At 65.2% G+C, this 22,050-nt stretch carries 21 protein-coding genes; 2 read left to right on the top strand and 19 right to left on the bottom strand.

The features are described from left to right. Positions 1-155: 155 nt before the first annotated feature. Positions 156-2,324: a GAF domain-containing protein gene (locus HNR60_RS22690; protein WP_184262456.1), complete on the bottom strand. Its 2,169-nt coding sequence runs from the start codon at positions 2,322-2,324 to the stop codon at positions 156-158. A 1-nt stretch (position 2,325) separates the two neighbouring features. After that, positions 2,326-3,729 carry a transcriptional regulator PpsR gene (ppsR, locus tag HNR60_RS22695; protein ID WP_184262458.1) on the bottom strand — a complete coding sequence of 468 codons (1,404 nt, stop codon included), beginning with the start codon at positions 3,727-3,729 and terminating at the stop codon, positions 2,326-2,328. Positions 3,730-3,997: 268 nt separating this feature from the next. Here ppsR (HNR60_RS22695) and HNR60_RS22700 point away from each other — a divergent pair, with 268 nt between their 5' ends. Beyond that, entirely contained in the window at positions 3,998-4,429 is a 432-nt protein-coding gene (locus tag HNR60_RS22700; protein ID WP_184262460.1) for a c-type cytochrome, read from the top strand. Between the two features lie 108 nt (positions 4,430-4,537). On the opposite strand, the gene HNR60_RS22705 is transcribed toward HNR60_RS22700, so the two are convergent. From HNR60_RS22705 to HNR60_RS22785, 17 genes are all read right to left on the bottom strand, one after another. Further along, the gene (locus HNR60_RS22705) at positions 4,538-4,807 is read right to left on the bottom strand and encodes a hypothetical protein (protein WP_184262462.1); all 270 of its coding nucleotides are present in this window, start codon (positions 4,805-4,807) and stop codon (positions 4,538-4,540) included. A gap of 45 nt (positions 4,808-4,852) precedes the next feature. After that, positions 4,853-5,341, bottom strand: a complete 489-nt coding sequence (locus HNR60_RS22710; RefSeq protein ID WP_184262464.1) for a TspO/MBR family protein — start codon at positions 5,339-5,341, stop codon at positions 4,853-4,855. Beyond that, positions 5,341-6,543: a geranylgeranyl diphosphate reductase gene (locus tag HNR60_RS22715; protein WP_184262466.1), complete on the bottom strand. Its 1,203-nt coding sequence runs from the start codon at positions 6,541-6,543 to the stop codon at positions 5,341-5,343. Before HNR60_RS22715 ends, HNR60_RS22710 begins: the two co-directional genes overlap by 1 nt. Then, positions 6,540-7,895 (bottom strand): BCD family MFS transporter, encoded by a 1,356-nt coding sequence (locus HNR60_RS22720; RefSeq protein WP_184262468.1) that lies wholly within the window; start codon positions 7,893-7,895, stop codon positions 6,540-6,542. The genes HNR60_RS22715 and HNR60_RS22720 overlap by 4 nt, the downstream gene beginning before the upstream one ends. 28 nt (positions 7,896-7,923) lie before the next feature. Then, positions 7,924-8,850 carry a chlorophyll synthase ChlG gene (chlG, locus tag HNR60_RS22725; protein WP_210313743.1) on the bottom strand — a complete coding sequence of 309 codons (927 nt, stop codon included), beginning with the start codon at positions 8,848-8,850 and terminating at the stop codon, positions 7,924-7,926. Further along, the gene (gene ppsR / locus HNR60_RS22730) at positions 8,843-10,270 is read right to left on the bottom strand and encodes a transcriptional regulator PpsR (RefSeq protein WP_184262470.1); all 1,428 of its coding nucleotides are present in this window, start codon (positions 10,268-10,270) and stop codon (positions 8,843-8,845) included. Before ppsR (HNR60_RS22730) ends, chlG begins: the two co-directional genes overlap by 8 nt. Positions 10,271-10,459: 189 nt before the next feature. Next, positions 10,460-11,380 carry a photosynthetic reaction center subunit M gene (gene pufM / locus HNR60_RS22735; RefSeq protein ID WP_184262472.1) on the bottom strand — a complete coding sequence of 307 codons (921 nt, stop codon included), beginning with the start codon at positions 11,378-11,380 and terminating at the stop codon, positions 10,460-10,462. Between the two features lie 30 nt (positions 11,381-11,410). Beyond that, positions 11,411-12,244, bottom strand: coding sequence for a photosynthetic reaction center subunit L (gene pufL / locus HNR60_RS22740; RefSeq protein WP_184262474.1), 834 nt, complete (start codon positions 12,242-12,244; stop codon positions 11,411-11,413). A gap of 134 nt (positions 12,245-12,378) precedes the next feature. After that, entirely contained in the window at positions 12,379-12,549 is a 171-nt protein-coding gene (pufA, locus tag HNR60_RS22745; protein WP_011471765.1) for a light-harvesting antenna LH1, alpha subunit, read from the bottom strand. Between the two features lie 12 nt (positions 12,550-12,561). Further along, the gene (gene pufB / locus HNR60_RS22750; protein WP_041801471.1) at positions 12,562-12,765 is read right to left on the bottom strand and encodes a light-harvesting antenna LH1, beta subunit; all 204 of its coding nucleotides are present in this window, start codon (positions 12,763-12,765) and stop codon (positions 12,562-12,564) included. Positions 12,766-12,916: 151 nt separating this feature from the next. Then, positions 12,917-13,144 (bottom strand): hypothetical protein, encoded by a 228-nt coding sequence (locus HNR60_RS22755; RefSeq protein ID WP_184262476.1) that lies wholly within the window; start codon positions 13,142-13,144, stop codon positions 12,917-12,919. A gap of 77 nt (positions 13,145-13,221) precedes the next feature. Next, a complete protein-coding gene (gene bchZ / locus HNR60_RS22760; RefSeq protein WP_184262478.1) occupies positions 13,222-14,670 on the bottom strand; it encodes a chlorophyllide a reductase subunit Z in 1,449 nt (482 codons plus the stop codon). Next, on the bottom strand, positions 14,670-16,280 hold the full coding sequence (gene bchY / locus HNR60_RS22765) for a chlorophyllide a reductase subunit Y (protein ID WP_184262480.1): 1,611 nt from the start codon (positions 16,278-16,280) through the stop codon (positions 14,670-14,672). The genes bchZ and bchY overlap by 1 nt, the downstream gene beginning before the upstream one ends. A gap of 25 nt (positions 16,281-16,305) precedes the next feature. Beyond that, positions 16,306-17,301 (bottom strand): chlorophyllide a reductase iron protein subunit X, encoded by a 996-nt coding sequence (locus tag HNR60_RS22770; RefSeq protein ID WP_184262483.1) that lies wholly within the window; start codon positions 17,299-17,301, stop codon positions 16,306-16,308. Continuing rightward, a complete protein-coding gene (bchC, locus tag HNR60_RS22775) occupies positions 17,301-18,239 on the bottom strand; it encodes a chlorophyll synthesis pathway protein BchC (protein ID WP_184262485.1) in 939 nt (312 codons plus the stop codon). The genes HNR60_RS22770 and bchC overlap by 1 nt, the downstream gene beginning before the upstream one ends. A gap of 84 nt (positions 18,240-18,323) precedes the next feature. Continuing rightward, positions 18,324-19,448 carry a methyltransferase gene (locus HNR60_RS22780; protein ID WP_184262487.1) on the bottom strand — a complete coding sequence of 375 codons (1,125 nt, stop codon included), beginning with the start codon at positions 19,446-19,448 and terminating at the stop codon, positions 18,324-18,326. 56 nt (positions 19,449-19,504) lie between these two features. Continuing rightward, positions 19,505-20,371: a polyprenyl synthetase family protein gene (locus HNR60_RS22785; protein ID WP_184262489.1), complete on the bottom strand. Its 867-nt coding sequence runs from the start codon at positions 20,369-20,371 to the stop codon at positions 19,505-19,507. A 106-nt stretch (positions 20,372-20,477) separates the two neighbouring features. On the opposite strand from HNR60_RS22785, the gene crtD reads away from it, so the two are divergent. Next, complete coding sequence (crtD, locus tag HNR60_RS22790) at positions 20,478-22,028, top strand: 1-hydroxycarotenoid 3,4-desaturase CrtD (protein ID WP_184262491.1); 1,551 nt, start codon at positions 20,478-20,480, stop codon at positions 22,026-22,028. Positions 22,029-22,050: the final 22 nt, after the last annotated feature.

Here is a 22,050-nt window from a genome sequence, read left to right on the forward strand (position 1 = left end):
TATGGATTCCGGACTTGCTCGTTCTTCGAACTCGCAATCCGGAATGACGGCCGCGTTTGGGTTGGATGCTTCAATCTCAACCGAAAATGCTCTAGCCCGCCCGCCGTGATGGTCGAGCCACGGCGTCGGTGGCCGCGCGACGGCGCGGCTTGCGCTCACTTGTCGTCGCCGGAGGTCCGCGACGAATGCCAGACCAGATGCTGCAGCACCTCGGCGGTGCGCAGCGTCGAATTGCGGACGCTTTCCAGCATGCCGGCGATGCGGCTGGTCTCCACCCCATAGGTGATCTCCAACGCGGCGAGCTGCGCGTTCTCGACCACCGACGACAACAGATTCTGGTAGATCAGATCGGTCTTGCTATCGAGCCGCACGCTGCCGACCCGATGGCTGTTGATGATGCCTTCCTGCAGCCGGCTCCGCGCCGCCTCCGCGGCCTTGCGATTGGTCACATCGACGAAGATCAGCACGAAGCCGAGCACGCGATCCTTCGAAGGGAAAACCGGATCGGCCCGCACCAGCAGCGGCTTGGAGTCGTTGCCTTCTCCGCGCAACAACATTTCGCCGCGCCAGGGCCGACGATAGGTGATGAGGTCGCGGATGCAGCGTAGAAATTCCTCCGGATCGCAGAACGCGCCCGCCAGATTGTCGAGCCGCTGCGACGGCACATGGTCGGTCGGCAGCAACGCCCGGAATGCATCGTTCAGCAGCAGGATTTTGCCTTCGATATCGGCGATGATCACCGGCTGATCCGAGATGCCGACCTGACTGCTGAATTTTTCCAGCTGGTCCTGGGCGATCAGCGTGCGCACCGCGCGAAACTGCAGCACGATGTCGGCAACGGCGGCGCCGATCGCGCGCGCGGCGGCGACGTCGGCGGGGCCCCACGGATCCGAGGTCCCCTCCACCAGCTGGTGCCACTGCGCAAACGACCGGCGCGGCGACAGGTCCGCGGGATTGTCGCCGATCACGAACGGCTTCAGCGGGTCGCCGCCCCAGGTCACGGTGTGTACGCGCTCCGGGCGAAACCAGATCAGATATTCGCCGGGATTGCTGGACACCGGGATGGCGACGATGCCGCTGGCGACCTTGGTCAGCGGCGCGAATTCCGGGACGTCGATCCCGAGCGCCGCGGTGTAGATCACCGCGGTGCGCGGCTGCCGATCCAACCAGGCCCCGATCGCGCGAATGTCCTGGGTGCCGGGCACTTCGCCGACGCTGCTGACCTGGCCTTCATAGATCAGCGCGCTGCCGCTGGCGGCGAGCGGCTGCAGGATCGATTGCGCGGTGTCGAACAAACCGGCTCGCCAGTCGCCCTCGCGCGAGATCGCCTCGATGATTCGCTGCTCGAGACGCTGCACGAAGATCTCGGACTGGCTCTGCGCGAAGCTTTCCAGCGCCACGATCCGGGTGGCGATCGCCTCGGCCAGCAACTCGCACACCGCGCGGGATGCGAAATGCAGGAAACGCGGCTCGTAGTGGTGGCAGGCGATCAGCCCCCACAGTTTGCCGCCCACCATCAGCGACACCACCAGCGTGGCGCGGACCCCCATGTTCTTGAGATACTGCAGATGAATCGGCGACATGCTGCGCAGGAAGCACAGCGACATATCGAGTTCACGCCCGGTCAAGGGCGACAGCCGCGGCTGCAACGGCACCGGCTGGTAATTGACGTCGACCAGCACGCGGACCCGGGTTCGCTCATAAAGCCGGCGGGCGATCTGCGGGATGTCGGAGGCCGGATAGCGGTTGCCGAGATAGGCTTCGAGATCCGATCGACAGCGCTCGGAGAACACCTCGCCATGGCCTTGGTCATCGAACCGATAGACCATCACCCGGTCGTAGCCGGTGCGCTCGCGGTACAGGCTCGCCGCCTGATCGCAGAGTGCCCCCAGCGTACTCGCGCTCCGAATGGTTTCGAGCGCCGCCGCGATCTGGTGCAATAGGTCGAGCGAGGGGCCGGCGCGTTCGAGTTCGATGATCAACCCGCCTTCAGGCGGCCGGTGCAGCAGACAGTCGAACTCCGTCGCCGGGTTGCCGAGCCGGCAGCGTACCGCGATCGGCATGCCTTCCGCGGTCGGATCGAGATGCGGCAGGATGCGAATGAGGAGATCGCCGTCGAGATCGGCCAACGGTAGCCCGAGAACCTGCTTGAGGTTCAGGAATTCCGCGGCATTGGCGCTGGCCTGGACGACGATATGGTCCGGCTCGCTGACAACGAGCAACGCGCCGTGCGGCTGGATCGAGCCCGCGAGATGAATTTCCTCCCGCTCGCAATTCGAAAGGTCAGCCTTTCCGAACGCAGTGGGCGCGTGGGCATCAACCAACTCAGTCCTCTGAGATATCCTGGGCGTCCGTGTCCCGGTCGTCGAGACCGTAGCGGTTCAGCTTTGCATAAAGGCTTTGCCGGCTCAATCCCAGAAGCTCCGCGGTCGCGGTGCGGTTGCCGCCGGCATGTTCCAGGGCCTGTTTGACGTAGTGCTGCTCGACGATGCTGACCGTATCCTTGACCAGTTTGCGCAGCGACGATCGGCCGAGCTGCTCGCTGATCGGGCCCAACGCCGTGCGCAGCGCATCGCCTTCGGGCATCTCGTTGAAGCGGCGCGACACGTTGCGCAGCAGCACGCCGATATAGCTCTGCTCGCCGTCGGCGTCCACCGCGGAGATTTCCACTTCGGTCTCGCTGCCGAGTTCGCCGCGCAACGTGGTGCGGAACAATCGCACCGTCTTGTAGCGACGCAGTTGCGCCAGCAACGCGTTCCAGTCGGCGCCGGGCTGCGACAGCCAACGCCGGAGCGATTCGCCGATCACCGGCGGCTTGGAGCCGACCTGCACCAGATCGAGAAACGCCTGGTTGGCGTGCTGGATGGTGCCGCCGGCATCGAGCGCGACGAAGCCGTCGGGGACGCGGTCGATCAGCTCTTTGATCGCCGCATGCTCGAGTTGTTCGGTGCTCGGCGCCGCGATCGCTGCCGGGGTGAAGTGCAAAATTAGGATCTGTCCCGGCTCCGATGGCACCAAGGCGCCGCGCAGGATCCAGGCCTGCTCGGAGAATCCGAGATGCACCAGGATGCTCAGCGCCTTGCCGCGCTCGCGCACGCGCGCCAGCATGGCGTGCACCGCCTCGCGATCCTTCGGCGCGACATCGAGCAGAAATTCGCGGCCGGCGAGCGCGTCGTTGCCGCGCTGGCGTCCGGTCAGCGCCTGCACGGCGGAGAGATTGGCCTCGACGACGCGGAAATCGGTTGCCGAAACGATCACCACGGCTTCGTTGGAAGCGTCGAACACCAGCCGATAGCGGGTCTCGACCTCGCGCAGCCGCCAATAATCCCGCTCCATCGATTGCTGGGCGGCGATCAGCCGGGCCTGCAATTCCGCGACCGCCTGCAAGTTCTTGCCCAACACCAGCATGCCGGTCCGGTCGCCGAGCAGCATCGCGGTGAATTCCATAGGAATTTCAACGCCGCTCGGGAATTTCTGGTTGATCTGGCGAAACGCCGAAAACCCGCTGGCGCGGGTGTCGTCGACCATCCGTTTAATTTTGTCGCCGCCGGTCTCGCCGGCGATCTCGCTCCAGGGGCGGCCCAGCCAGCTCTCGATGCGCTCGTCAGCCATGGCTCCGGACAGGGTGGCGTCTCGAACGATGCCGTCCATATCCAGCAGCAGGGTCAGATCAGGCTGCCCCGTGGGTCTCGCGGCCGTTTCCGCCGCAGCCTTGCCAGTATTCATCATGTCTGAACCAACCGACGTCAAGCGCTGTTCCCCGAGACGTGGAGATAGTGACAACGCTGCTTGACATCAAGGAAGCCTAGGGCTTCGAAACGAGAATGATTTGCGCCAAATCAATGGCAGGAGTCAAGAAATCTATCCCGTATTCCACAAAGTGACATGTCCATTCGGCTTTACAGCCCGTAGATAACAGGTTTTTATGATTTCCGTTGAAAGTGCATTTCTCTTGCCGAGTCGTTCGAAGAGCCAATGCGAGATCATGGAGAATAACGTGGCTAAGAAAATTCTGACACTTATGGCGCTTGCCGCGGCTGGGTCGATGATGGCCGGTGGGGCCTCGGCGCAGGATGCGGCCAAGGGCGAAGCGGTCTTCAAGCAGTGCATGACCTGTCACCGCATCGGTCCCGACGCCAAGAACCTGGTCGGCCCGGCGCTGACCGGCGTGATCGGCCGCCAGTCGGGCACCGCCCCCGGCTTTGCCTATTCGCCGCTCAACAAGAATGCCGGCGAGGCCGGTCTGGTCTGGACCAACGAACTGGTCATGCAGTACCTGCCCGATCCGAACGCTTTCCTGAAGAAGTTCCTGACCGAGAAGGGCAAGCCGGAACTCGCGGTCGGATCGACCAAGATGACCTTCAAGCTGGCCGACGAGCAGCAGCGCAAGGACGTCATCGCCTATCTGGACACTTTCGCGAAGAAGTAAGCCGCGACAGCGTCGCACCAATTGAACGGGGCGGGATGACGATCTTCGGATCGTCGTTCCGCCCTTTTCTTTTGGGCGAAGGATCTTTGAACCGGAGCGAGACCGGGGTTAGCCGTTCCGCCAGCGGCGGATGATGTCGTAGAGGTGGGCGAGGCCCGCGACCGACAGGCACGCAGTCGCCAGCTGCCAGCCGGCGCCGGCCAGCGTCAGCCGCAGCGCCAGCAGCATCAATGCGCCGGAGATCAGATTGGGCAGGAAATCGCCCGGCGGCACGCCGCGGCGCTTCCACCGCCACAGCCCGATCAGGAATGCGGCCTCCAGCACCACCACGAGCAGCACCAGATCGACGAAGTGGCCGTTGGCGAACAGTTCAGCCATGGCGGACGATCTCGCAGCGCGCGGCGCGGGTGCAAGGCTGCGGCATCAGCTGAACGGCGCGTTGAGCCGCACCACCGTCAGATTGAGGAAGGCCGCGAACGACACCCACAGCAGGTAGGGCACCAAGTAATAGCTCGCGGGCTTCGAGCGCCGCCAGAACACCAGGATCGGCAGCAGCACCGACAGCCACAGCAGCACCACTTCGAGCAGCGCCCAGTCCGGGCGTTTCACCACGAAGAACAACGTGCTCCACGACACGTTCAAGAGGCCGTTGAGCGCGAACAGCGCCACCACCCCGCGCCGCTGCCACGCCGTTTCGGCGCTACGCCAGGCATAGATCGCCGACATCGCGGCCAACGCGAAGATCAATGTCCAAGCCGGCCCGAACGCCCAATCCGGCGGCTGCCACGACGGCTTGGTCAGGCTTTGATACCAGATGCCGGTGTCGGTCAGAAGACCGCCCACAGTGCCGATGCCGGTCGCGACCGCGGCCGCGATCAGGACCGGCTTCCAGAAACTCTTGCGCGTCGCCATTATGCCGAGGCCAGCCCGGTCATATGCGCCAGATTCTTGAAGAAGATCCGGACATGCGCGATCGGTTTGGCGCGCACCAGCTTCTTGTTCATGTAGGCGTCCCAGGTCAGCTTCTGCACGTCGCGGTCGCGACAGATGCTGACGAACTGCTCGCGGCGCTTGTCGCTGGAGTACCAGTATTTCTGCATCAGGCCGAGAATCCAGAACACCGTGCCGTTGGCGCGCATGAAGCGCTTGCGCGCGGTGGCCAAGCTGGCGACGTCGCCGGTCTCCAGGAACAGATCGATCGCATCGGCGGCGAGACGGCCGCCCAGCATGGCGTAGTAGATGCCCTCGCCCGACGCCGGCGCCACGACGCCGGCGGCGTCGCCGGCCAGCAACACGTTGCGCCCGTCATCCCAGCGCGGCAACGGATGCAGCGGAATCGGCGCGCCCTCCTTGCGGATGGTCTCGACGTCGCTGAGCCCGGCGGCTTCGCGCAAGCCGCCGACGGATTCGCGCAGCGAGAAGCCTTTATGCGCCGAGCCGGTGCCGACGCTGACGGTGTCGCCGTGCGGAAACACCCAGCCGTAGAAATCCGGCGACACCGTGCCGCGATAATACACATCGCAGCGCGCCGCATCGTACAGCCCGTCGGCGTTCTTGGGAGCCCGCACGATCTCATGATAGGCGAACACGAACGGCATCTTGTCGGCATCGGGAATGCACTGCCGCGCCACCGCCGACAGCGCGCCGTCGGCGCCGATCACCGCCCGGGTGCGCACGGTCTTCTCGACCATGCTGCCGTCGGTCGCGCGCTCGTCGTAATGCACCAGCGTGGTGCCGCCGTCCTGGTGTTCGAGCCGCTTGTAGAGGCCGGTCCGGCGCTCCGCGCCGGCGTCGGCGGCGCGCTTGCGCAGCCACTCGTCGAACACCGCGCGATCGACCATCCCGACGTAGCCGCCGTCGATCGGCATGTCGACGTGATGATCGGACGGCGACACCATCCGCGCCGAAGTGATCTTGGCGACGATCATGTGGTCGGGAATATTGAAATCGCGGATGCACCGCGGCGGGATCGCCCCGCCGCAGGGCTTGATGCGGCCGGCGCGATCCAGCAGCGCCACCTTGCGGCCGTCCTTGGCGAGATCATGCGCGGCGGTCGCGCCGGCGGGCCCGCCGCCGACTACGACGACATCATAAACTTCCAGGTTTTCCGTCATGTCAGCCCCCCGGCGACTGCAGCTGTGGAGAGATTGCCAACATCGCCGTGACGTTGGGCGGCCTTAGCCTGCGCGCGATGGACCCACACCGCCATGATCGCGGACAAAATGAACAGCCCGGCTTCGCTTGCGAAAACCGTCGAATAGGACAGCGCCGGCGAGCTCAGGAAATAACGCGCGACGTCGCTGGCCAGCGTGCCGGCGAAGCCGCCGAGCCCGAACGCCAGCGCCTGCGCGGCGCCCCACAATCCCATCCGCACGCCCTCGCGATGCTCGCCGCCGGCGCTGACCAGCGCCATCATCGAGCCGATCGCGGCCACCGCGTAGGCGCCGTTGGTCACGCCGAGCGCGAACACCGTCTCGCGCAGCGGCCAGGCCGGGCCGACGATCGCCGCGGCGGCGAGGCCGAGCAGCGCCAGCGCCGAGGCCAGGCAGCCGCCGATGGTCCAGACCTGCAGGTTGCCGCGCGACTTCGGAAACACCGCGCCGATCAGCGGCACCAAGGCCATGCCGAGCAACGTGCCGCCGTGCTGCACGCTCGACAGCTTGGTGGTTTCGCCCGGCGTAAAGCCGAACACCACGCCCGCGAACGGCTCCAGGATCAGATCCTGGGCGCTGTAGGCGAGCATCGATACGAAGACGAAGATCGCGAAGCGGCGGGCCTGCGGCTCCGCCCAGACTTCGGCGAAGGCGGCGCGGAACGAGGACTTCGCCGCGACGGCCGCCGGCTTCGCCAGCGGCGCCGGTGCAGCGCGCCGACCCTCGATGCCCCACACGCCAGCGATGGTCAGCAGCATCGCGGCGGTCGAGACGCAGCCCGACACGATCACCAGCCGCAGCGGCGAGAACGGGTCGAGCATCTGGCCGGCGACCGCGGTGGTCACGATGAAGCCGGCGATCATCATCACCCAGACGATGGTGGCGGCAGCGGCGCGGCGGCGCTCGTCGGTGCGCTTGGCGAGCAATACGAGGAGCGAGGTGCCGGCGGCGCCGACCCCGCCGCCGATCAGGCAGAACGCCACGATCGCCAGCGCCACCCCGAGCAGCGGCTGGGTGGTCATCCAGGCGGTCGCCACCGCCGCCAGGAAGCCGCCAAACGCCAGCACCGCCATGCCGCCGACGATCCACGGCGTGCGCCGTGCACCGACGTCGGAGCCGTGGCCCCAGGCCGGGCGAAATACCTGCAGCGCGTAATGGATGGCGACCAGCGCGCCCGGCAGCATCGCCGGCATCGCCAGTTCGACCACCATCACCCGGTTGAGGGTCGAGGTGGTCAGCACGACGATGGCGCCGAGCCCGGTCTGCACCAGGCCCATCCGGACAATGCCGAACCAGGACAGCGGTCGCATCATGGTTGCGCTCCTCCGTTCGCCACAAAGATCATGCCGGCGCTCCGAACGACGACACCGCAACCGCGCTCGCCATCATGCCGATGACGTAGAGCGCGACGCCGAGACCGCTGAACCAGGTCGCGCGCTCGACCGGCGTGCGCAGGAAGCGCACCATCAGCCCGAGCTGCAGCGCCAGCACCAGGCCGACGATGCCGGCCTGGATCGGCCGATCCCAGGAGACCAAGAGCGCGATCACCACGAGCTGCGGGATCGCCATCACCGCGCAGGCGACCCGCGCGGCATTTTGCACGCCGAGCCGGACCGGCAGCGAGCCGACCCCGGTCTTGATGTCGCCCTCGATCGATTTGAAGTCGTTGAGCGTCATGATGCCGTGCGCGCCGGCTGAGTACAGCAGCGCCAGCGTCACGATCGGCCAGGACGGCAGGCCGCCGATCATCACGGCGGCGCCGGTGAACCAGGCGAAGCCTTCATAGGTGATGGCGCAGGCGCCGTTGCCGAGCCAGCCGTTCTGCTTCAGCCGGAACGGCGGCATCGAATAGATCCAGGCGAGCACCAGGCCGAGCACGGCGGCGCCGAACACCCAGACCCCGAGCTGGCTCGCCAGCAATAGCGACGCCGCGGTCCACATGAACGACAGATAGAGGCCCCAGCGCCCGGGGATCCGGCCCGAGGGGATCGGCCGGTGGGGCTCGTTGATGGCGTCGACGTCGCGATCGAACCAGTCGTTGACGACCTGGCTGGTGGCGACCAAGAGCGGCCCGCACAGCACGATGCCGGCGATCACTTCGACCCAGCGCGAGGAGATCGGCACGCCCGACGACACCACGCCGCAGGCGAACGCCCACATCGGCGGAAACCAGGTGATCGGGTGCAGTACCTCGAGCACCGCCGACGGCGCGAGGCGCCGGGCCGCGGTGTTGTTGATCGGCGTGTTGCTGATCGGCGCGTTAGTCATTGGCGCCCTCGCCTTCCGGTGCGTGTTCGGCCAGGCCATAACGGCGCAGCTTGACATAAAGGCTCTGCCGGCTGAGCCCGAGCATATCGGCTGCCGACGCCCGGTTGTCGCCGGTCAATTCCAGCGCGGCCTCGATCGACAGCTTCTCGATCACGTCGGTGGTCTCGCGCACCAGATCGCGCAGCGGCACCCGGCCGATCAGCTCGGTCAGCTGGGCTACCGAGCGCGGCAGCTCGCGCTTCGAGGTGGAGGCGGCCGACAGCCGCTTTTCGACGTTGCGGATGGCGAAGCCGAAACTCGGCTTGTCCTCGCTGTCGGTTAGCGACATCGCCGACACCTCGACCTCGGCGGTGGCGCCGTATTCGCCGCGCAGCACCGTGGTGAACAGCTTGATCGATCCGCTCTGCCGCAGATTGGCCAGCGCCACACTGAAATCGACGCCGGTGCGGCCGAGCCAGCGATCCAGCGACTCGCCGCGGGACTGCTCGGCATTGCCGAGCTGCGCCATCTCCAGGAACGCCAGATTGGCCTTCACGATGCGGCCGTCATACTGGGTGATGACCAGGCCGTCGGCGGCGGATTCGAAGAAATTGGCCAGCATCGCCGTGGCCTTCAGGCCGCCGGCTTCCGGCATGGTCGAATAGGACGACAGCCGGATCAGGAACAGCGCCGCGTTCTCCTGCCGGAACAGCGACGCCGAGACGTCGCAATCCCGCGGGCCGTTGGCCGCGTGCACGCGGACCCGGTTGTCGCGCCCGGTGGCGCGCACGTCCGCCAACAGGTTGGAGATCGCCTGCGAACTGGCGCCGTTGAAATGGCTGGGAAACGAGGAATTCAGCATTTGCGGCGCGCTCTGCTCGAACAGCGCGAGCGCCGCCGGGTTGGCGTCGATGATCGTCTCGTTGCTGGAATCAACGATCATGACCGCTTCCGAAGAGACCTGAAACAGCAGGCGATACCGGGTTTCGGCATGCCGCAGCTTGATATAGTCGCGCTCCATCGACTGCTGGGCGTTGACCAGCCGTCGCTGCATCATCGCCAGTTGCCGCAGGTCGCGGCCCATCACCAAGAGGCGATTGTCGCGGCCGAACTCGACCGCCGAATACAGAATGGGAACGTCCTCGCCGCCGGGCGAGGCATGGTTGACCTGCCGCCAGGCCGACGAGCCACGCTCCGTGGCCTCCTGCAGCAATTCCCGGATTTTCGTCTGGGTGTCCGAGGTGACCACGTCCGCGAGTTTGGCGCCGAGCCACCGCCCCTGGCCGTCTAGTTCCAGGGACAATTCGTCCTTGTTGAACGCCACATCCAGGATCACGCCCTGGCCGTCGACCACCAGCGCAACGTCTGTCGCCGCGGCGATCAGCTTCGCAGCAGACAGTGCACCGAGATCTCCCAGCGACTCCTTCGGAGATTTGAACACTTGCGCCAGGGCAAATATCCTCCAACAAGAAGTGACCCTCCGCTCGTGCGTGTTTTCGCCGCGTTGGAATTCACAGACCCATCCAGTCGCGCTGGAGCGGCGAACGTAGAGCAAGAGGTTGCGCGCGCCTGACCAGCAACTTGCAAGTGAGGCGCGCGCGTTCCGAGTTCGCAGGGTCGTTATGCACTTTTACCGAGGCGGCGCCAGTCCATGCTTGACACCCCAGTCGAACCAATTGTCGACAACCGGGCCGGTCAGGATGATGCCGATACCACCCGTCAAGGTCACCAGAACCGCAAACCACCAGGCCCAGCGATGGATCGACTCGGCCGTGGCGTTGAAGCCCATGGTCCAGCGCCAGAACAACGCCGCACGCTCAAGCGCGGTCCCGCGGTCGACCACCTGCTCGATTTCACGCTCACCGCCGTAGCGGCTCACGGCCAAGATGGTCGCACCATGCATGGCGAACAGCAGCGCCGAGCCATACAGGAACGCAATCGAGAGACAGTGGAACGGGTTGTAGTAGAGATTGCCGTACTTGATCGAGAAGTTGTTGGTCCAGTCGAGATGCGGGAAGATGCCGAACGGCGGCGCTTCGCTGAAGCTCCCCATCAACACCGGCTGAATGAAGCCGAGCGACAGATAGAGGAAGATCGCCGAAGCGAACGCCCACGACACGTGGGTGCCCATGCCGAGCGCCCGAGCGCGGCGATAGGTCCGCACCCACCACAGCACGATCGAGGTGGTCAGGAAGAACCCGGCCATCAACCACCAGCCGCCTTCCTGGAGCGGGGCGAAGCCAATGCCATATTCCGGCTTCGGCGGCTCGAGAGCCAACCAGCAGAAGTTCTTCAGGAACGCGATCGGGCTCCAGTCCACCGACGCCAACATGTTGAGGCCGATGATCTCGATGGCAACAAACCCGCAGAGCAGTGACGCTACGCCGGTGTAGCCGAGATAAACCGGCCCCACCTGCGCGTCGCCGATCTTACCCAGCCAGTAGTTGAACATCGTCTTGGTCTCACGGGCCGAACTCCCGGCCCGCAAGGGTACCCCATGGTGTGCAGCGGTCTGCACCTGCACTTGCGAGAATATATTCTGATAGGCCATGACAAGACTCTTTCTTGTGACCGGGTTAAATTACGAGCTCCAGACCGGGAGACGACGCCACCATTCCCACCAATCGGGCCAGGAACCGCCTTCGGACAACACGGGGCCGGAGATCAGCATGCACACCGCGCTGAAGAACACGGCGCACAGCGCGATGAACAGGCCAACGCGGTGGATGCCGATGGTGCCGATCGAATAGCCGACCAGATCGCGGAACACGGTGTTCTCATGCTCGGGCGATTTGACCGGCTCGCCACGGTCGGGATTGGTCGCGGAAAGAACCAGACCGCCGTGCAGTGCCAGCGCGAGACACGTCGTGAAGAAGAACGTGATCGCGATCATGTGGGCCGGGTTGTAGTGGAATTGGCCGTACTGATAGCCGGTGTTCGACACCCAATCGAGATGCGTGAAAATGCCGTAGGGGAAGCCGTAGCTCCAGGAACCCATCAGAACCGGGCGGATCACAACCAGGGTCGTGTAAGCGAAGATCGCGAAGCTGAATGCGAACGGAACATGGTAGCCGATACCAAGCTTCCGGCAGATTTCCACCTCGCGCAGCGCCCACGACACGAACGCGCACCAGGCGAAGATCGTAACCCACTGCCAAATGCCGCCCTCGGCAAGCGGAGCAAATCCTAGTCCGTATTTAACGTCCGGCGGGTTGACGCTGATCTGCCACAAATTCCAGGTGGGGCCGAGCGCGGTATTCCACAGGATCAGCGCGATGCCGAGGACTGCAAAGAAGACCGTCGCGACCCCAAAGAAACCGACGTAGAAGGGACCAATCCAGAAGTCGAGCAGGTCCCCCCCGATAAGCGTTCCGCCGCGAACGCGGTATTTTTTCTCAAAGCTGAGCATTGCCATCGATCGTTCCTCCGCGTGCGAGCCAGGGAATATCCATCGTTCTATCCATCGTAGTTGCCGTCGCCCCCGGAAACGGCCGAGCCCGGCAGGGCGGTCCGTTTCTCGTCCGTTCCGGTGAGCAGTACGTCATGCCATCAGGTGAGCATGCTGAGAGTGATCTCAGCAGTCTTCTTCGCACCATCGAGCCAGTTGAACCGGCTGGTGCTCAGCAGGATGAAGTGGATGATGATGCCGAGCCCGAACAGGAACGTGAACAGCAGAACCAGCGCACGGCGCGGATCAAACAGAAGCCAAATTCGCCACATAGTTGCCTCCCTTTACGACAGATACGTTGCAAAATGCTGGATGCTATCCAGCGCGGTCTTGTAACCGCCAACGGGCGCGAGCCAGGGACGCCACATCCAAGCAAGAATGTGAGCAACCACAGCGACAACGATGAAGAGGAAGAAGCTCGTCACGAAGATCGAGTGGAATTCCTTAGCTTCCGCTTCGGAAAGTCCCGAGATGGAACCGTCACTCATTTGGTACACCTCCTAGTGATGGCCTTTCGGCCGCTCGCCGCCCAAGCGTGGGCGGCAATGAATGCCGTATCGTTTCCGAAACGACAGTGATTACCGTATCGTTTCCGAGACGGCAGTGTTCCGTCCGGCACCGCCGGACGAAATTCTCGAATTACAAGCCCATGAACGACGAGGTCACCAAGACACTCGCCGCGTTGTTGGCCTCACAAAATACCGACTCATGGCTCGCGGACTTCCGCGCGCGCCAAGGCATCGCCCGCGTCACCACGGCGCGGACCAGAAACAGCGCGTAGCAAGCGCCGTAGATCACCCGCGATTCCTTGTCGGCACTGTCGGGAAGCAGTCTGAAGCGACGGCCGGTATGGACATAGTCGGACATCGATCATTCTCCTGAATGTTGATTTGCGCATATGACACCGCGCAATTTCAGAAAGCATTGTTTTGCCTCAATCACACTCATGCCGATTGACCTTCCATGAGCGCGCGGGCCTTGGTAACAAAATCCTTCGTCACCCGCTCTTCGCCGGCGCGGCGCGCGCTGCTCTCGGCAGCGTCGCGCAGCCGCTTGGCGGCGGAAATACGTACCAGCACCGGATGACTTTCCAGCACCTCGTCGAGCAGCGCCTTGGCCTCGTCGCTCCAGGCGAGCTCTTCGTGGCGGCGCGCCGGCGTCGGATCCACCCGATCGAGATCGGCGGCGAGCGGCAGGATGTTGAACAGCGCATCGAACAGCGCGTTGCAGACCTCCTGCACCAGATAGGTCGCGCCCGAGTATCCCATGAACGGCGTGCCGGTATGCCGGCGAATCACCGCGCCCGGGAACGACGCCGGGATGTAGATCGCGCGGCCGCCGGCCTCGGCGAGGTACATGCGCTCGTTGTAGCTGCCGAACAGGATCAGCGGCGGCTTCTCGCGCACCGCGGCGCGCACCGCGTCGTTGTCGGTCTTCTTGCCGGTAAGCCGCGACACCGCGAAGGTGCAGGGCAACCCCATTTCCGTCTCGAGGAAATTGCGGACGCCGCGCGCATAGGTCTCGTTGGCGACGATCGCGAAGCTCGCGGTGCCGAAAAAGTCCTGCGTCACCGAGCGCCACAGATCCCACAGCGGCTTGATGGTGGTGTGCTTCTCGCGCTCGATGAACGGCTCGGGATCGAGCCCGAGCAGTTCGCCGAGCTTGCGCAGGAATTTGGTGGTCGAATGCAGCCCGATCGGCGCCTGCAGATAGGGCCGCTCCAGCGCTTCGCACAGCATGCGGCCGAACTCGCGATACATGCAGACGTTGACGTCGGCATTCACCAGCTTCGGAATATCGGCGAGATGCGTGCCGAGCGGGAATACCATGTTGACGTCGGCGCCGATGCCTTCGATCAGCCGGCGAATCTCGTGCAGATCCGACGGCATGTTGAAGGTGCCGTAGATCGGTCCGATGATGTTGACCCGCGGCTTGACGCCCTCGGCGCGCGGCTTGCGCTCCGGAATCTTCTTGGTGCCGTATTCCTTCCACAGCCAGACGATGGCGCGGTCGGCGCTCTGCCACTGATCCTCGTCGATGGTGCGCGGCAGGAAGCGCTTGATATTGGTGCCTTCGGGAGTGACGCCGCCGCCGATCATCTCGGCGATCGATCCGGTGACCACCACCGCCGGCAGATACGGATCGAGCACGCGATGGGCGCGCTTCATCGCGCCCTCAGTGCCGGTCTGGCCGAGTTCTTCCTCGCCGAGGCCGGTGACGACGATCGGCAATTCATGCGGCGGCAGCGCGTCGGTGTAATGCAGCACCGAGGTCACCGGCAGGTTTTCGCAGCCGACCGGGCCGTCGATGATCACCTGCAGGCCCTTCAAGGCGGTGAAGGCGTACACCGCGCCCCAATAGCCGCCAGCGCGATCATGGTCGAGGACGAGCATCAGATCATCTCCTCGGACTTGCGCTTCTTGGCCATCGCCTCAATCTGCTTCTTGTACTTCTCGCGGAACGGGACGTTGTCCTTCGGGGTGTCTTCCCAGACCCCGGCGGCATAGCCCTGCCCGACCTCGCCGAAGAATTCCTTCATCTCGTCGAACCGCGCCTGATTGCCGAGCGCGGCGTTGACGACCTGCGCCAGCGAGCCGGCGCCGGCGACGCCGAACAGCGGCCGCGCCGAGATCAGGTTGGTGAAGTACAGAGCCGGGATCGCCATCTGCTTGGCCTTCTGCACCACCGGGGTGGTGCCGATCGCCAGTTGCGGCTTGAATTCGTCGATCGCCGCGTAGTCCTGTTCCAGCGAGGCGCGGTACTGCACCTTGGTGCCCTTGGCCTCGAGCCATTGCCGATCGGCGTCCGACCATTCGGTGCGCGGACAGGCGGTGCCGACATAGGGCACATCCGCGCCGCTTTCGATCAGCAGCCGCGCCACCAAGAGTTCAGAGCCTTCGTAGCCGGAGACGGTGATGCGGGCGTTGATCGGCTTGGCGGCGAGCGCCGACTTGATCATCGGCAGGAAGCGGTTCTTGGCGGCGTCGATTTTGTCGCGCGACACATTGCAGGCGGTGCCGATCGCTTCCAGCCAGGCTTCGGTGCCGTCGTGACCGACCGGCGCCGAGCCGACGATCTTGCGGCCGGCCAGATCGAACTGCCGGAAGCTCGCCTTGTAGAACGGGTGAATCGCCGCCACCACCGAGCAGTCCAGCGCGGCATAGAGCTCGCGCCATTCGCGGGTCGGCACCACCGGACCAGCAGCGAGCCCGAGCGGCTCCAGCATCATGCCGATGCCGACCGGATCGGCCGGAAACATCTCGCCGACCAGCGTCACCGTCGGCCGCTCGCTGCGGCCGCCGCGCGGCGCCTGCACCGGGCCCTGCTCGACTTCCTTGCGGGCGTATTCCAGCATCGCGCCGGCCAGCACGTCCTTGGCCTCGGCGTGGGTCGGCACGCCGAATCCCGGCACATCGATGCCGATGATGCGCACGCCGTTGATCTCGTTCGGCAACAGGTCGAGCGGCACGCCGGACGCGGTCGGCACGCAGAGATTGGTGATGATAATCGTATCGTAATGCGCGGGATCGGCGAGCTTGAACACCGCTTCGCGGATGTCCTCGAACAGTTTGCCGGTGACCAGCGTTTCGGAATTGAACGGCACGTAGCCGACGGTGCGGCGCGCGCCGTAGAAATGCGACACGAAGGTCAGGCCATAAACGCAGCAGGCCGAGCCCGACAGGATCGTCGCGGTGCGGCGCATCCGCAAGCCGACGCGCAAGCTCCCGAACGCCGGACACATGCTCTGCGGCTGGTCGTGCGGCCCCTTCGGATAGTCGGCGGCGTAGCGATCGAGAATATCGCTCTTGCCGGCGGCCTGCGCCGCCGCGGTCATCTCCGCAGCGCCCGCGTGGCAGCCGAGGCCGTCGGCCTTGGTCGCCGCAACGTTGATCGCCGGCGCCGCGGCGGCGTCCTGCGCATCGGCGGCGACATCGACGTCGATCTCGTCATTGACGACCGAATCGGCGATGGCTCCGGCATAGCGTGGCAAAACGACAGTCATGTCGAACTCCGCATCATGTTGCTAGTCACGCTGCGTCGTAAACGACTTCGAGGGACGGCTTGTCGAGCACGGCGACGCCGCACATGTCTTCCATGGTGGCGGGTTCGAGCACCACGTCGCGTCCGGTGACGTCGCTGGTGAACAGCCCGAGCAGGCCGTCCTGGCTGAGCGGCGTCGGGCGCACCGGCGGCGCCAGGCCGACGTTGGTCGCGAGTTCCTCGAACAGCGAACCCCACTGCCCGCCGGGCAGACCGATGATCTCGTAGTTCGCGCTTTTCTTGCGGATGCCGTCGTCGGCCGGGATCGCGGCCAGCACGGGGATGCCGACCGCTTTGGCGAAGGCCTGCGCCTCGCCGGTCTGGTCATCCTTATTGATGACCATGCCGGCGACGCCGACATTGCCACCGAGCTTGCGGAAATATTCCACCGCCGAACAGACATTGTTGGCGACGTAGAGCGATTGCAGATCATTGGAGCCGACCACGATCACCTTCTGGCACATGTCGCGGGCAATCGGCAGGCCGAAGCCGCCGCACACCACGTCGCCGAGGAAGTCGAGCAGCACATAGTCGAAACCCCATTCGTGGAAGCCCAGCTTCTCCAGGAGTTCAAAACCGTGAATGATGCCGCGACCGCCGCAGCCGCGCCCGACTTCCGGGCCGCCGAGTTCCATCGCGTAGACGCCGTCGCGCTTGAAGCAGACATCGCCGATCTTCACTTCTTCGCCGGCGAGTTTCTTCTTCGAGGATGTTTCGAGAATCGTCGGGCAGGCCTTGCCGCCGAACAACAGCGACGTCGTGTCGCTCTTCGGGTCGCAGCCGATCAGCAGTACTTTTTTGCCCTGCTGCGCCATCATGTAGGACAGGTTGGCGAGCGTGAAGCTCTTGCCGATGCCGCCCTTGCCGTAGATCGCGATGATCTGAGTTTCCTTGGTCACGGGAGTCGACACCGGGGCATCCGGCTCGATCGCCGCTTCTGCTCGGAGCGCATCTTTCATGGTGGCCTGGGGAACAACGTTCATCAGCTCAATCTCCAGTTCAGAACCATTTTCAGACATGCAGCATCTTCAAAAGCGATCCGGTAGGCATCGGGCGCGGCTTTCGCGTCGTGGTGATGCGTAATCAGCCCGTCGAGCGAAAGCCGCCCGTTGTCGATCAAATCCTTGGTCGCCGCGATATCCGGCGGCTGCCATTCCGCGGCGACCCTGATCCGGGCCTCGCGCATGAATGCCGGCGCAAACGCGAACGACAAAGGCTCACTGTAAAACCCAGCCAGCACGATTTCTCCGCCCGCCGCGATGCGCGAAATCAAAGAGTCGAGCAAAGTCGGATCGCCGCTGACGTCATAGATACTTTGGTAGTCCCGCCGGGCGTCGTCCGCGGGATCGACGACGCTGTAGCCCTCAGCGCCGCCGGCGCGAATCGGGTTCTTCTCCCACACCACCGGCGGCGGATTGCCGAGCGCGATGGAGATGCGCGCCAGCAGCCGTCCGAGCACGCCGTGGCCGACGATGCAATCGGGCGAGCGCCCGCCCCGCGCCGCGATGGCGTGATAAGCCGTCGCCGCCAGCGCCAGCAGAATGCCGCGCTCACCAAGGCCTTGATCGAGCGGAATGACGCGTTTGGCCGGCACCACGAGCCGCGACGCCGAGGCGCCGAACAGGCCGCGGACTTCGCCGAAGCATTTCGCGCCCGGCACGAACACCATCTGGCCGGGACGCAGCTCGGTTGCCGAGCCCGCTTCCACCACCTCGCCGACCGACTCGTAGCCGGGGACCAGCGGGTAACCCATTCCAGGAAACTGCGGCATCTTGCCGGACCACAGCAAACGCTCGGTCCCGGTACTGACGCCGCTCCACGCAACATCGACGACAACGTCGTCGACGGTCGGAGCCGTTAAAGCCAGCCGATTGACTTCAACTTGTTTCGGCTGCTTCAGCACTACCGCGATGGTTTCCATCGCTTACTCCGATTCCATAGGAGCATAGCCGCCCCCTACCCTGCACTGTCATGCTAACGTGACGCGCGTGAGTGTCAAGCCAGATTAACACATTTTCGGAGCGCAGCGACCCGTAATTACGCTTGTGACCAGCGGCATAGCGCCAGGCAGCAGCTTGATACCGGCAAAACCGGCGTCGCTAAGCATCTGGCGAAATTGGACAAATGTGCGGGGTTTGCCGCTGCCCATGGCCAGCAGATAAAACGCGAAATAGGCGTCGCCGATCGCCTCGGTGCCGCGAACGCCGGTAATCGGCTCAGCCACCACCAATGTACCGTCGTCCGGCAGGGCGGCGCGGACAGCACGCAGCAATGTCATGGCGGCTTCGTCGTCGTGATCGTGGATCACCCGGACCAGCGAGATCACGTCGGCGCCTTGCGGCAGCGGGTCGGTCAGGAAGCTGCCGCCGGTCGCGGTCGCGCGGGACGACAGGCCGGAGGCTGCGAACCGCGCGGTGGCCTTGGCGGCGACCGCCGGCAGATCGAACAGCATGCAGCGCAGTTGCGGGGCCTGCGCGGCGACCGCGGCGACGAAGGCGCCGTCGCCGCCGCCGACGTCGAGCAGGCAGCGATGGTCGCGGAAGGAATAAGTGTGCAGCACCTGCTGGGTGATCATCGGCTGCGACGCCGACATCAGCGCGGTGTAGGGCGCCACCGCGTCGCTCGACAATTCGGCCGTTGCGCCGCCCTTGGCATAGGGCCAGTAGCCGGCGAGCTGGCCGGCGCTGCTCTGGCCGCGCAGCAGCGCCACCGGATCCTGCAGGTCGCCGTACAGCATGGCGTGATGCTCGATCATCGCGCTGACGCTGGGATTGCCGTAGAGTTCGGCGCCGAGCTTGCCGAGGCCGTAGCGCTGCTGGCTGCGGCGCTGCACCAGCTCGAGCGCGATCGCGGCGTCGAGCAACAGCTGCATCGACGTAACCGGCAGCTTCAGCCGCGAGGCCAGCTCGGCGGCGCTGATCGGTCCGCCGGCGAGCTGATCGAGCAGCCGCAGCCGCACGCAGGCCAGCAAGATCTGCGAATACACAAAGCCGGCGCACAGATCGAACAGCGCCCCGGCGCGCTTGCGCGCAATCGGGCGGGTCAGCGGAAACACCGCCGCAAATCGTTGAAACCCCGGATTCGACAGCACCGAATCGCGGAATCCCAGCAGCCGGTCACGCAAGCTCATACGAATCCAGACGAGCGCCACCGGCAGGCCATGAGCCTGCCGTGGCGCTTTGAAGTTTAAGCGGCGGACTGCGCGAGCTTGGCCGGGACCAGACGCTTGGCTTCCGACATGATCAGCGAGCGCAGCTCGTGGCCATTCTCGCACGGCGGCATCGCTTCGATCGCGCCGCGCACCAAACCCTGCAGCCGGAAGATCGCGCCGTCAATGCCGAGCTCGGTCACCGCGCTGGGGCGGCCGTTGGCGACGTCTTGTCCGACCGGCTTGCCGATCTCGTCTTCATCAGCGGCGGCATCGCGCAGATCGTCGGCGACCTGATAGGCCTCGCCGATCTTCTCGCCGACCATCCGCCACGGCTCCGGATCGGCGCCCGCCGAAGCCGCACCGGCCGCGGTCGCGGCGACGAACAACGCGCCGGTCTTGGAGCGATGATAGTGCGCGAGGTTGATTTCGGATTCGCATTCCCAGGCCTGGCCGGCGACGATGCCGAACGGCACGCCGACCGCCTGGCCGATCGTCATGGTCAGGGCGGCGAGCCGATCCGGCGCGCAATTGACGCGGGCGATGGTCTGGAACGCCAGCACGATCAGCGCGTCGCCGGTCAACACCGCGAGCGGTTCGCCGAACGCCTTGTGCACCGAGGGCCGACCGCGGCGGGTGGCGGCGCCGTCGAAGCACGGCAGATCGTCATGCACCAGCGAGGCGCAATGCATCAGTTCGAGGGCGGCGCCGGCGGCCGCGGTGGCGGCCGGATTGTCCTCGCCGCAGGCCGCTGCAACGCTGTGGCAAAGTCGTGGCCGAACCCGGGCACCGCGCGGGAACACGGCATAGCGCATTGCCTCGGCGAGCCGGGGCGGGCAACCTGTCACCGCGGCCAACCCAATCGCGTCGGTAAGCGCCTGTTCGATCCTGTTGGTGACATCCATGGATGGCTCCCGTCGGTATGGCAGCAAAGTGTCAATTTGACTTGTCACGACCAAGTGTAAATATTCATAGACACTTGTCAATGAGATCGGGGAGACTCAAGACCAAATGCTCAGTCCGCGCCTTGCGAAGGATCAAGTGGTGATTGTCGGCGCCGGCATCGCCGGGCTCACTGCGGCCTTCGCGCTCGCGGCGCGCGGCCTGGCGGTGACCGTGCTCGAGCAGGGTTCGGCGCCGGGCGGCAAGATGCGGCAGATCGGCATCGGCGGCTCGCGGATCGATTCCGGGCCGACCGTCTTCACCATGCGCTGGGTGTTCGAGGAATTGTTCGCCGCCGCAGGCAAGGATTTTTCCGACTACGTCCGGTTGCGCCCGCTGGATGTGCTCGCGCGCCACGCCTGGGACGAGCACGCGCATCTCGATCTGTTCGCGGACGAAGCCCGCTCCACGGAAGCGATCGGGGATTTCGCCGGCGCTGCCGAGGCCAAGCGGTTTCAGCAGTTCTGCGCCGACAGCCGCAGGATCTACAAAATTCTCGAGCAGCCGTTTCTGCGCGCCGAAAAGCCCAGCCTCGCCGGGCTGATCGCCGCCGACGGGTTTCGCGGGCTGATCGATCTGCCGAAGATCCGGCCGTTCACCACGATGTGGACTGCGCTCGGCGACTACTTTCACGATCCGCGGCTGCGCCAAATGTTCGGCCGCTACGCCACCTATTGCGGCTCCTCGCCCTATCAGGCGCCGGCCACCTTGATGCTGGTCGCGCATGTCGAGCGCGAAGGCGTCTGGGTGCTGGACGGCGGCATGCATTCGCTGGCGGTGGCGCTGGCCGATTGCGCCACCGAATTCGGCGCCGAGATCCGCTACGGCCAGACGGTGCGCGAAATCCTGACCTCCGGCAATCGGGCCTGCGGCGTCGTGCTGGCCGATGGCGAGCAGATCGAAGCCGACAACGTCATCGTCAGCGCCGACGTCGCGGCGCTGGGCGGCGGGCTGTTCGGCAAACCCGCCGGCCGCGCCGCAAAGTCGATCCCGCCGAACAAGCGCTCGCTGTCGGCGATCACCTGGAGCATGGTGGCGAAGACCGCGGGCTTTCCGCTGAGCCGGCATTCGGTGTTCTTTTCGCGCGACTATCAGGCCGAGTTCGACGACATCTTCGGCCGCGGCGCGGTGCCGCGCGAGCCCACGGTCTATGTCTGCGCGCAGGACCGCACCGACAACCAGGCGACGCTGCGGGACGATGGCGCCGACGAATTGCTGGTGCTGATCAATGCGCCGGCGATCGGCGACCGCTACGCCTTCGGCAAGGCGCAGGTCGAGGACTATGCCGAGCGCGCCTTCGGCGTGCTCAACCGCTGCGGCCTGCAGATCGAGCGCAACGAGCTGGCGACGCAAGTCACCACCCCGGCGGATTTCAACCGGCTGTTTCCGGCGACCGGCGGCGCGCTGTATGGCCGGGCCTCGCACGGCTGGACCGCCTCGTTCCAGCGCCCCGGCGCCCGCACCAAGATCGACGGGCTGTATCTGGCCGGCGGCAGCACCCACCCCGGCCCCGGCGTGCCGATGGCGGCGCTGTCCGGCCGCTCCGCCGCCGCGAGCCTGTTCGCGGACCTGCAACGCGCCCCCGGCGCCAAGCCGGTGCTGCGCCCGATCACGCCCTGATACAAACCACACGGATTCTTGA

Origin of the sequence: Rhodopseudomonas rhenobacensis, from assembly GCF_014203125.1 — a bacterium.
Lineage (GTDB): Bacteria > Pseudomonadota > Alphaproteobacteria > Rhizobiales > Xanthobacteraceae > Rhodopseudomonas_A > Rhodopseudomonas_A rhenobacensis.

What these genes read in the sequence shown, in the direction of transcription:
- bchY (WP_184262480.1), bottom strand. Translation starts at nt 16,280, where the DNA reads ATGACTGTCGTTTTGCCACGCTATGCCGGAGCCATCGCCGATTCGGTC.
- pufA (WP_011471765.1), bottom strand. Translation starts at nt 12,549, where the DNA reads ATGTGGCGAATTTGGCTTCTGTTTGATCCGCGCCGTGCGCTGGTTCTG.
- crtD (WP_184262491.1), top strand. Translation starts at nt 20,478, where the DNA reads ATGCTCAGTCCGCGCCTTGCGAAGGATCAAGTGGTGATTGTCGGCGCC.
- HNR60_RS22705 (WP_184262462.1), bottom strand. Translation starts at nt 4,807, where the DNA reads ATGGCTGAACTGTTCGCCAACGGCCACTTCGTCGATCTGGTGCTGCTC.
- bchZ (WP_184262478.1), bottom strand. Translation starts at nt 14,670, where the DNA reads ATGCTCGTCCTCGACCATGATCGCGCTGGCGGCTATTGGGGCGCGGTG.
- HNR60_RS22720 (WP_184262468.1), bottom strand. Translation starts at nt 7,895, where the DNA reads ATGATGCGACCGCTGTCCTGGTTCGGCATTGTCCGGATGGGCCTGGTG.
- HNR60_RS22710 (WP_184262464.1), bottom strand. Translation starts at nt 5,341, where the DNA reads ATGGCGACGCGCAAGAGTTTCTGGAAGCCGGTCCTGATCGCGGCCGCG.
- bchC (WP_184262485.1), bottom strand. Translation starts at nt 18,239, where the DNA reads ATGGAAACCATCGCGGTAGTGCTGAAGCAGCCGAAACAAGTTGAAGTC.
- HNR60_RS22715 (WP_184262466.1), bottom strand. Translation starts at nt 6,543, where the DNA reads ATGACGGAAAACCTGGAAGTTTATGATGTCGTCGTAGTCGGCGGCGGG.
- HNR60_RS22785 (WP_184262489.1), bottom strand. Translation starts at nt 20,371, where the DNA reads ATGGATGTCACCAACAGGATCGAACAGGCGCTTACCGACGCGATTGGG.
- HNR60_RS22755 (WP_184262476.1), bottom strand. Translation starts at nt 13,144, where the DNA reads ATGTCCGACTATGTCCATACCGGCCGTCGCTTCAGACTGCTTCCCGAC.
- pufL (WP_184262474.1), bottom strand. Translation starts at nt 12,244, where the DNA reads ATGGCAATGCTCAGCTTTGAGAAAAAATACCGCGTTCGCGGCGGAACG.
- HNR60_RS22770 (WP_184262483.1), bottom strand. Translation starts at nt 17,301, where the DNA reads ATGAACGTTGTTCCCCAGGCCACCATGAAAGATGCGCTCCGAGCAGAA.
- chlG (WP_210313743.1), bottom strand. Translation starts at nt 8,850, where the DNA reads ATGACTAACGCGCCGATCAGCAACACGCCGATCAACAACACCGCGGCC.
- ppsR (WP_184262458.1), bottom strand. Translation starts at nt 3,729, where the DNA reads ATGATGAATACTGGCAAGGCTGCGGCGGAAACGGCCGCGAGACCCACG.
- pufM (WP_184262472.1), bottom strand. Translation starts at nt 11,380, where the DNA reads ATGGCCTATCAGAATATATTCTCGCAAGTGCAGGTGCAGACCGCTGCA.
- HNR60_RS22780 (WP_184262487.1), bottom strand. Translation starts at nt 19,448, where the DNA reads ATGAGCTTGCGTGACCGGCTGCTGGGATTCCGCGATTCGGTGCTGTCG.
- pufB (WP_041801471.1), bottom strand. Translation starts at nt 12,765, where the DNA reads ATGAGTGACGGTTCCATCTCGGGACTTTCCGAAGCGGAAGCTAAGGAA.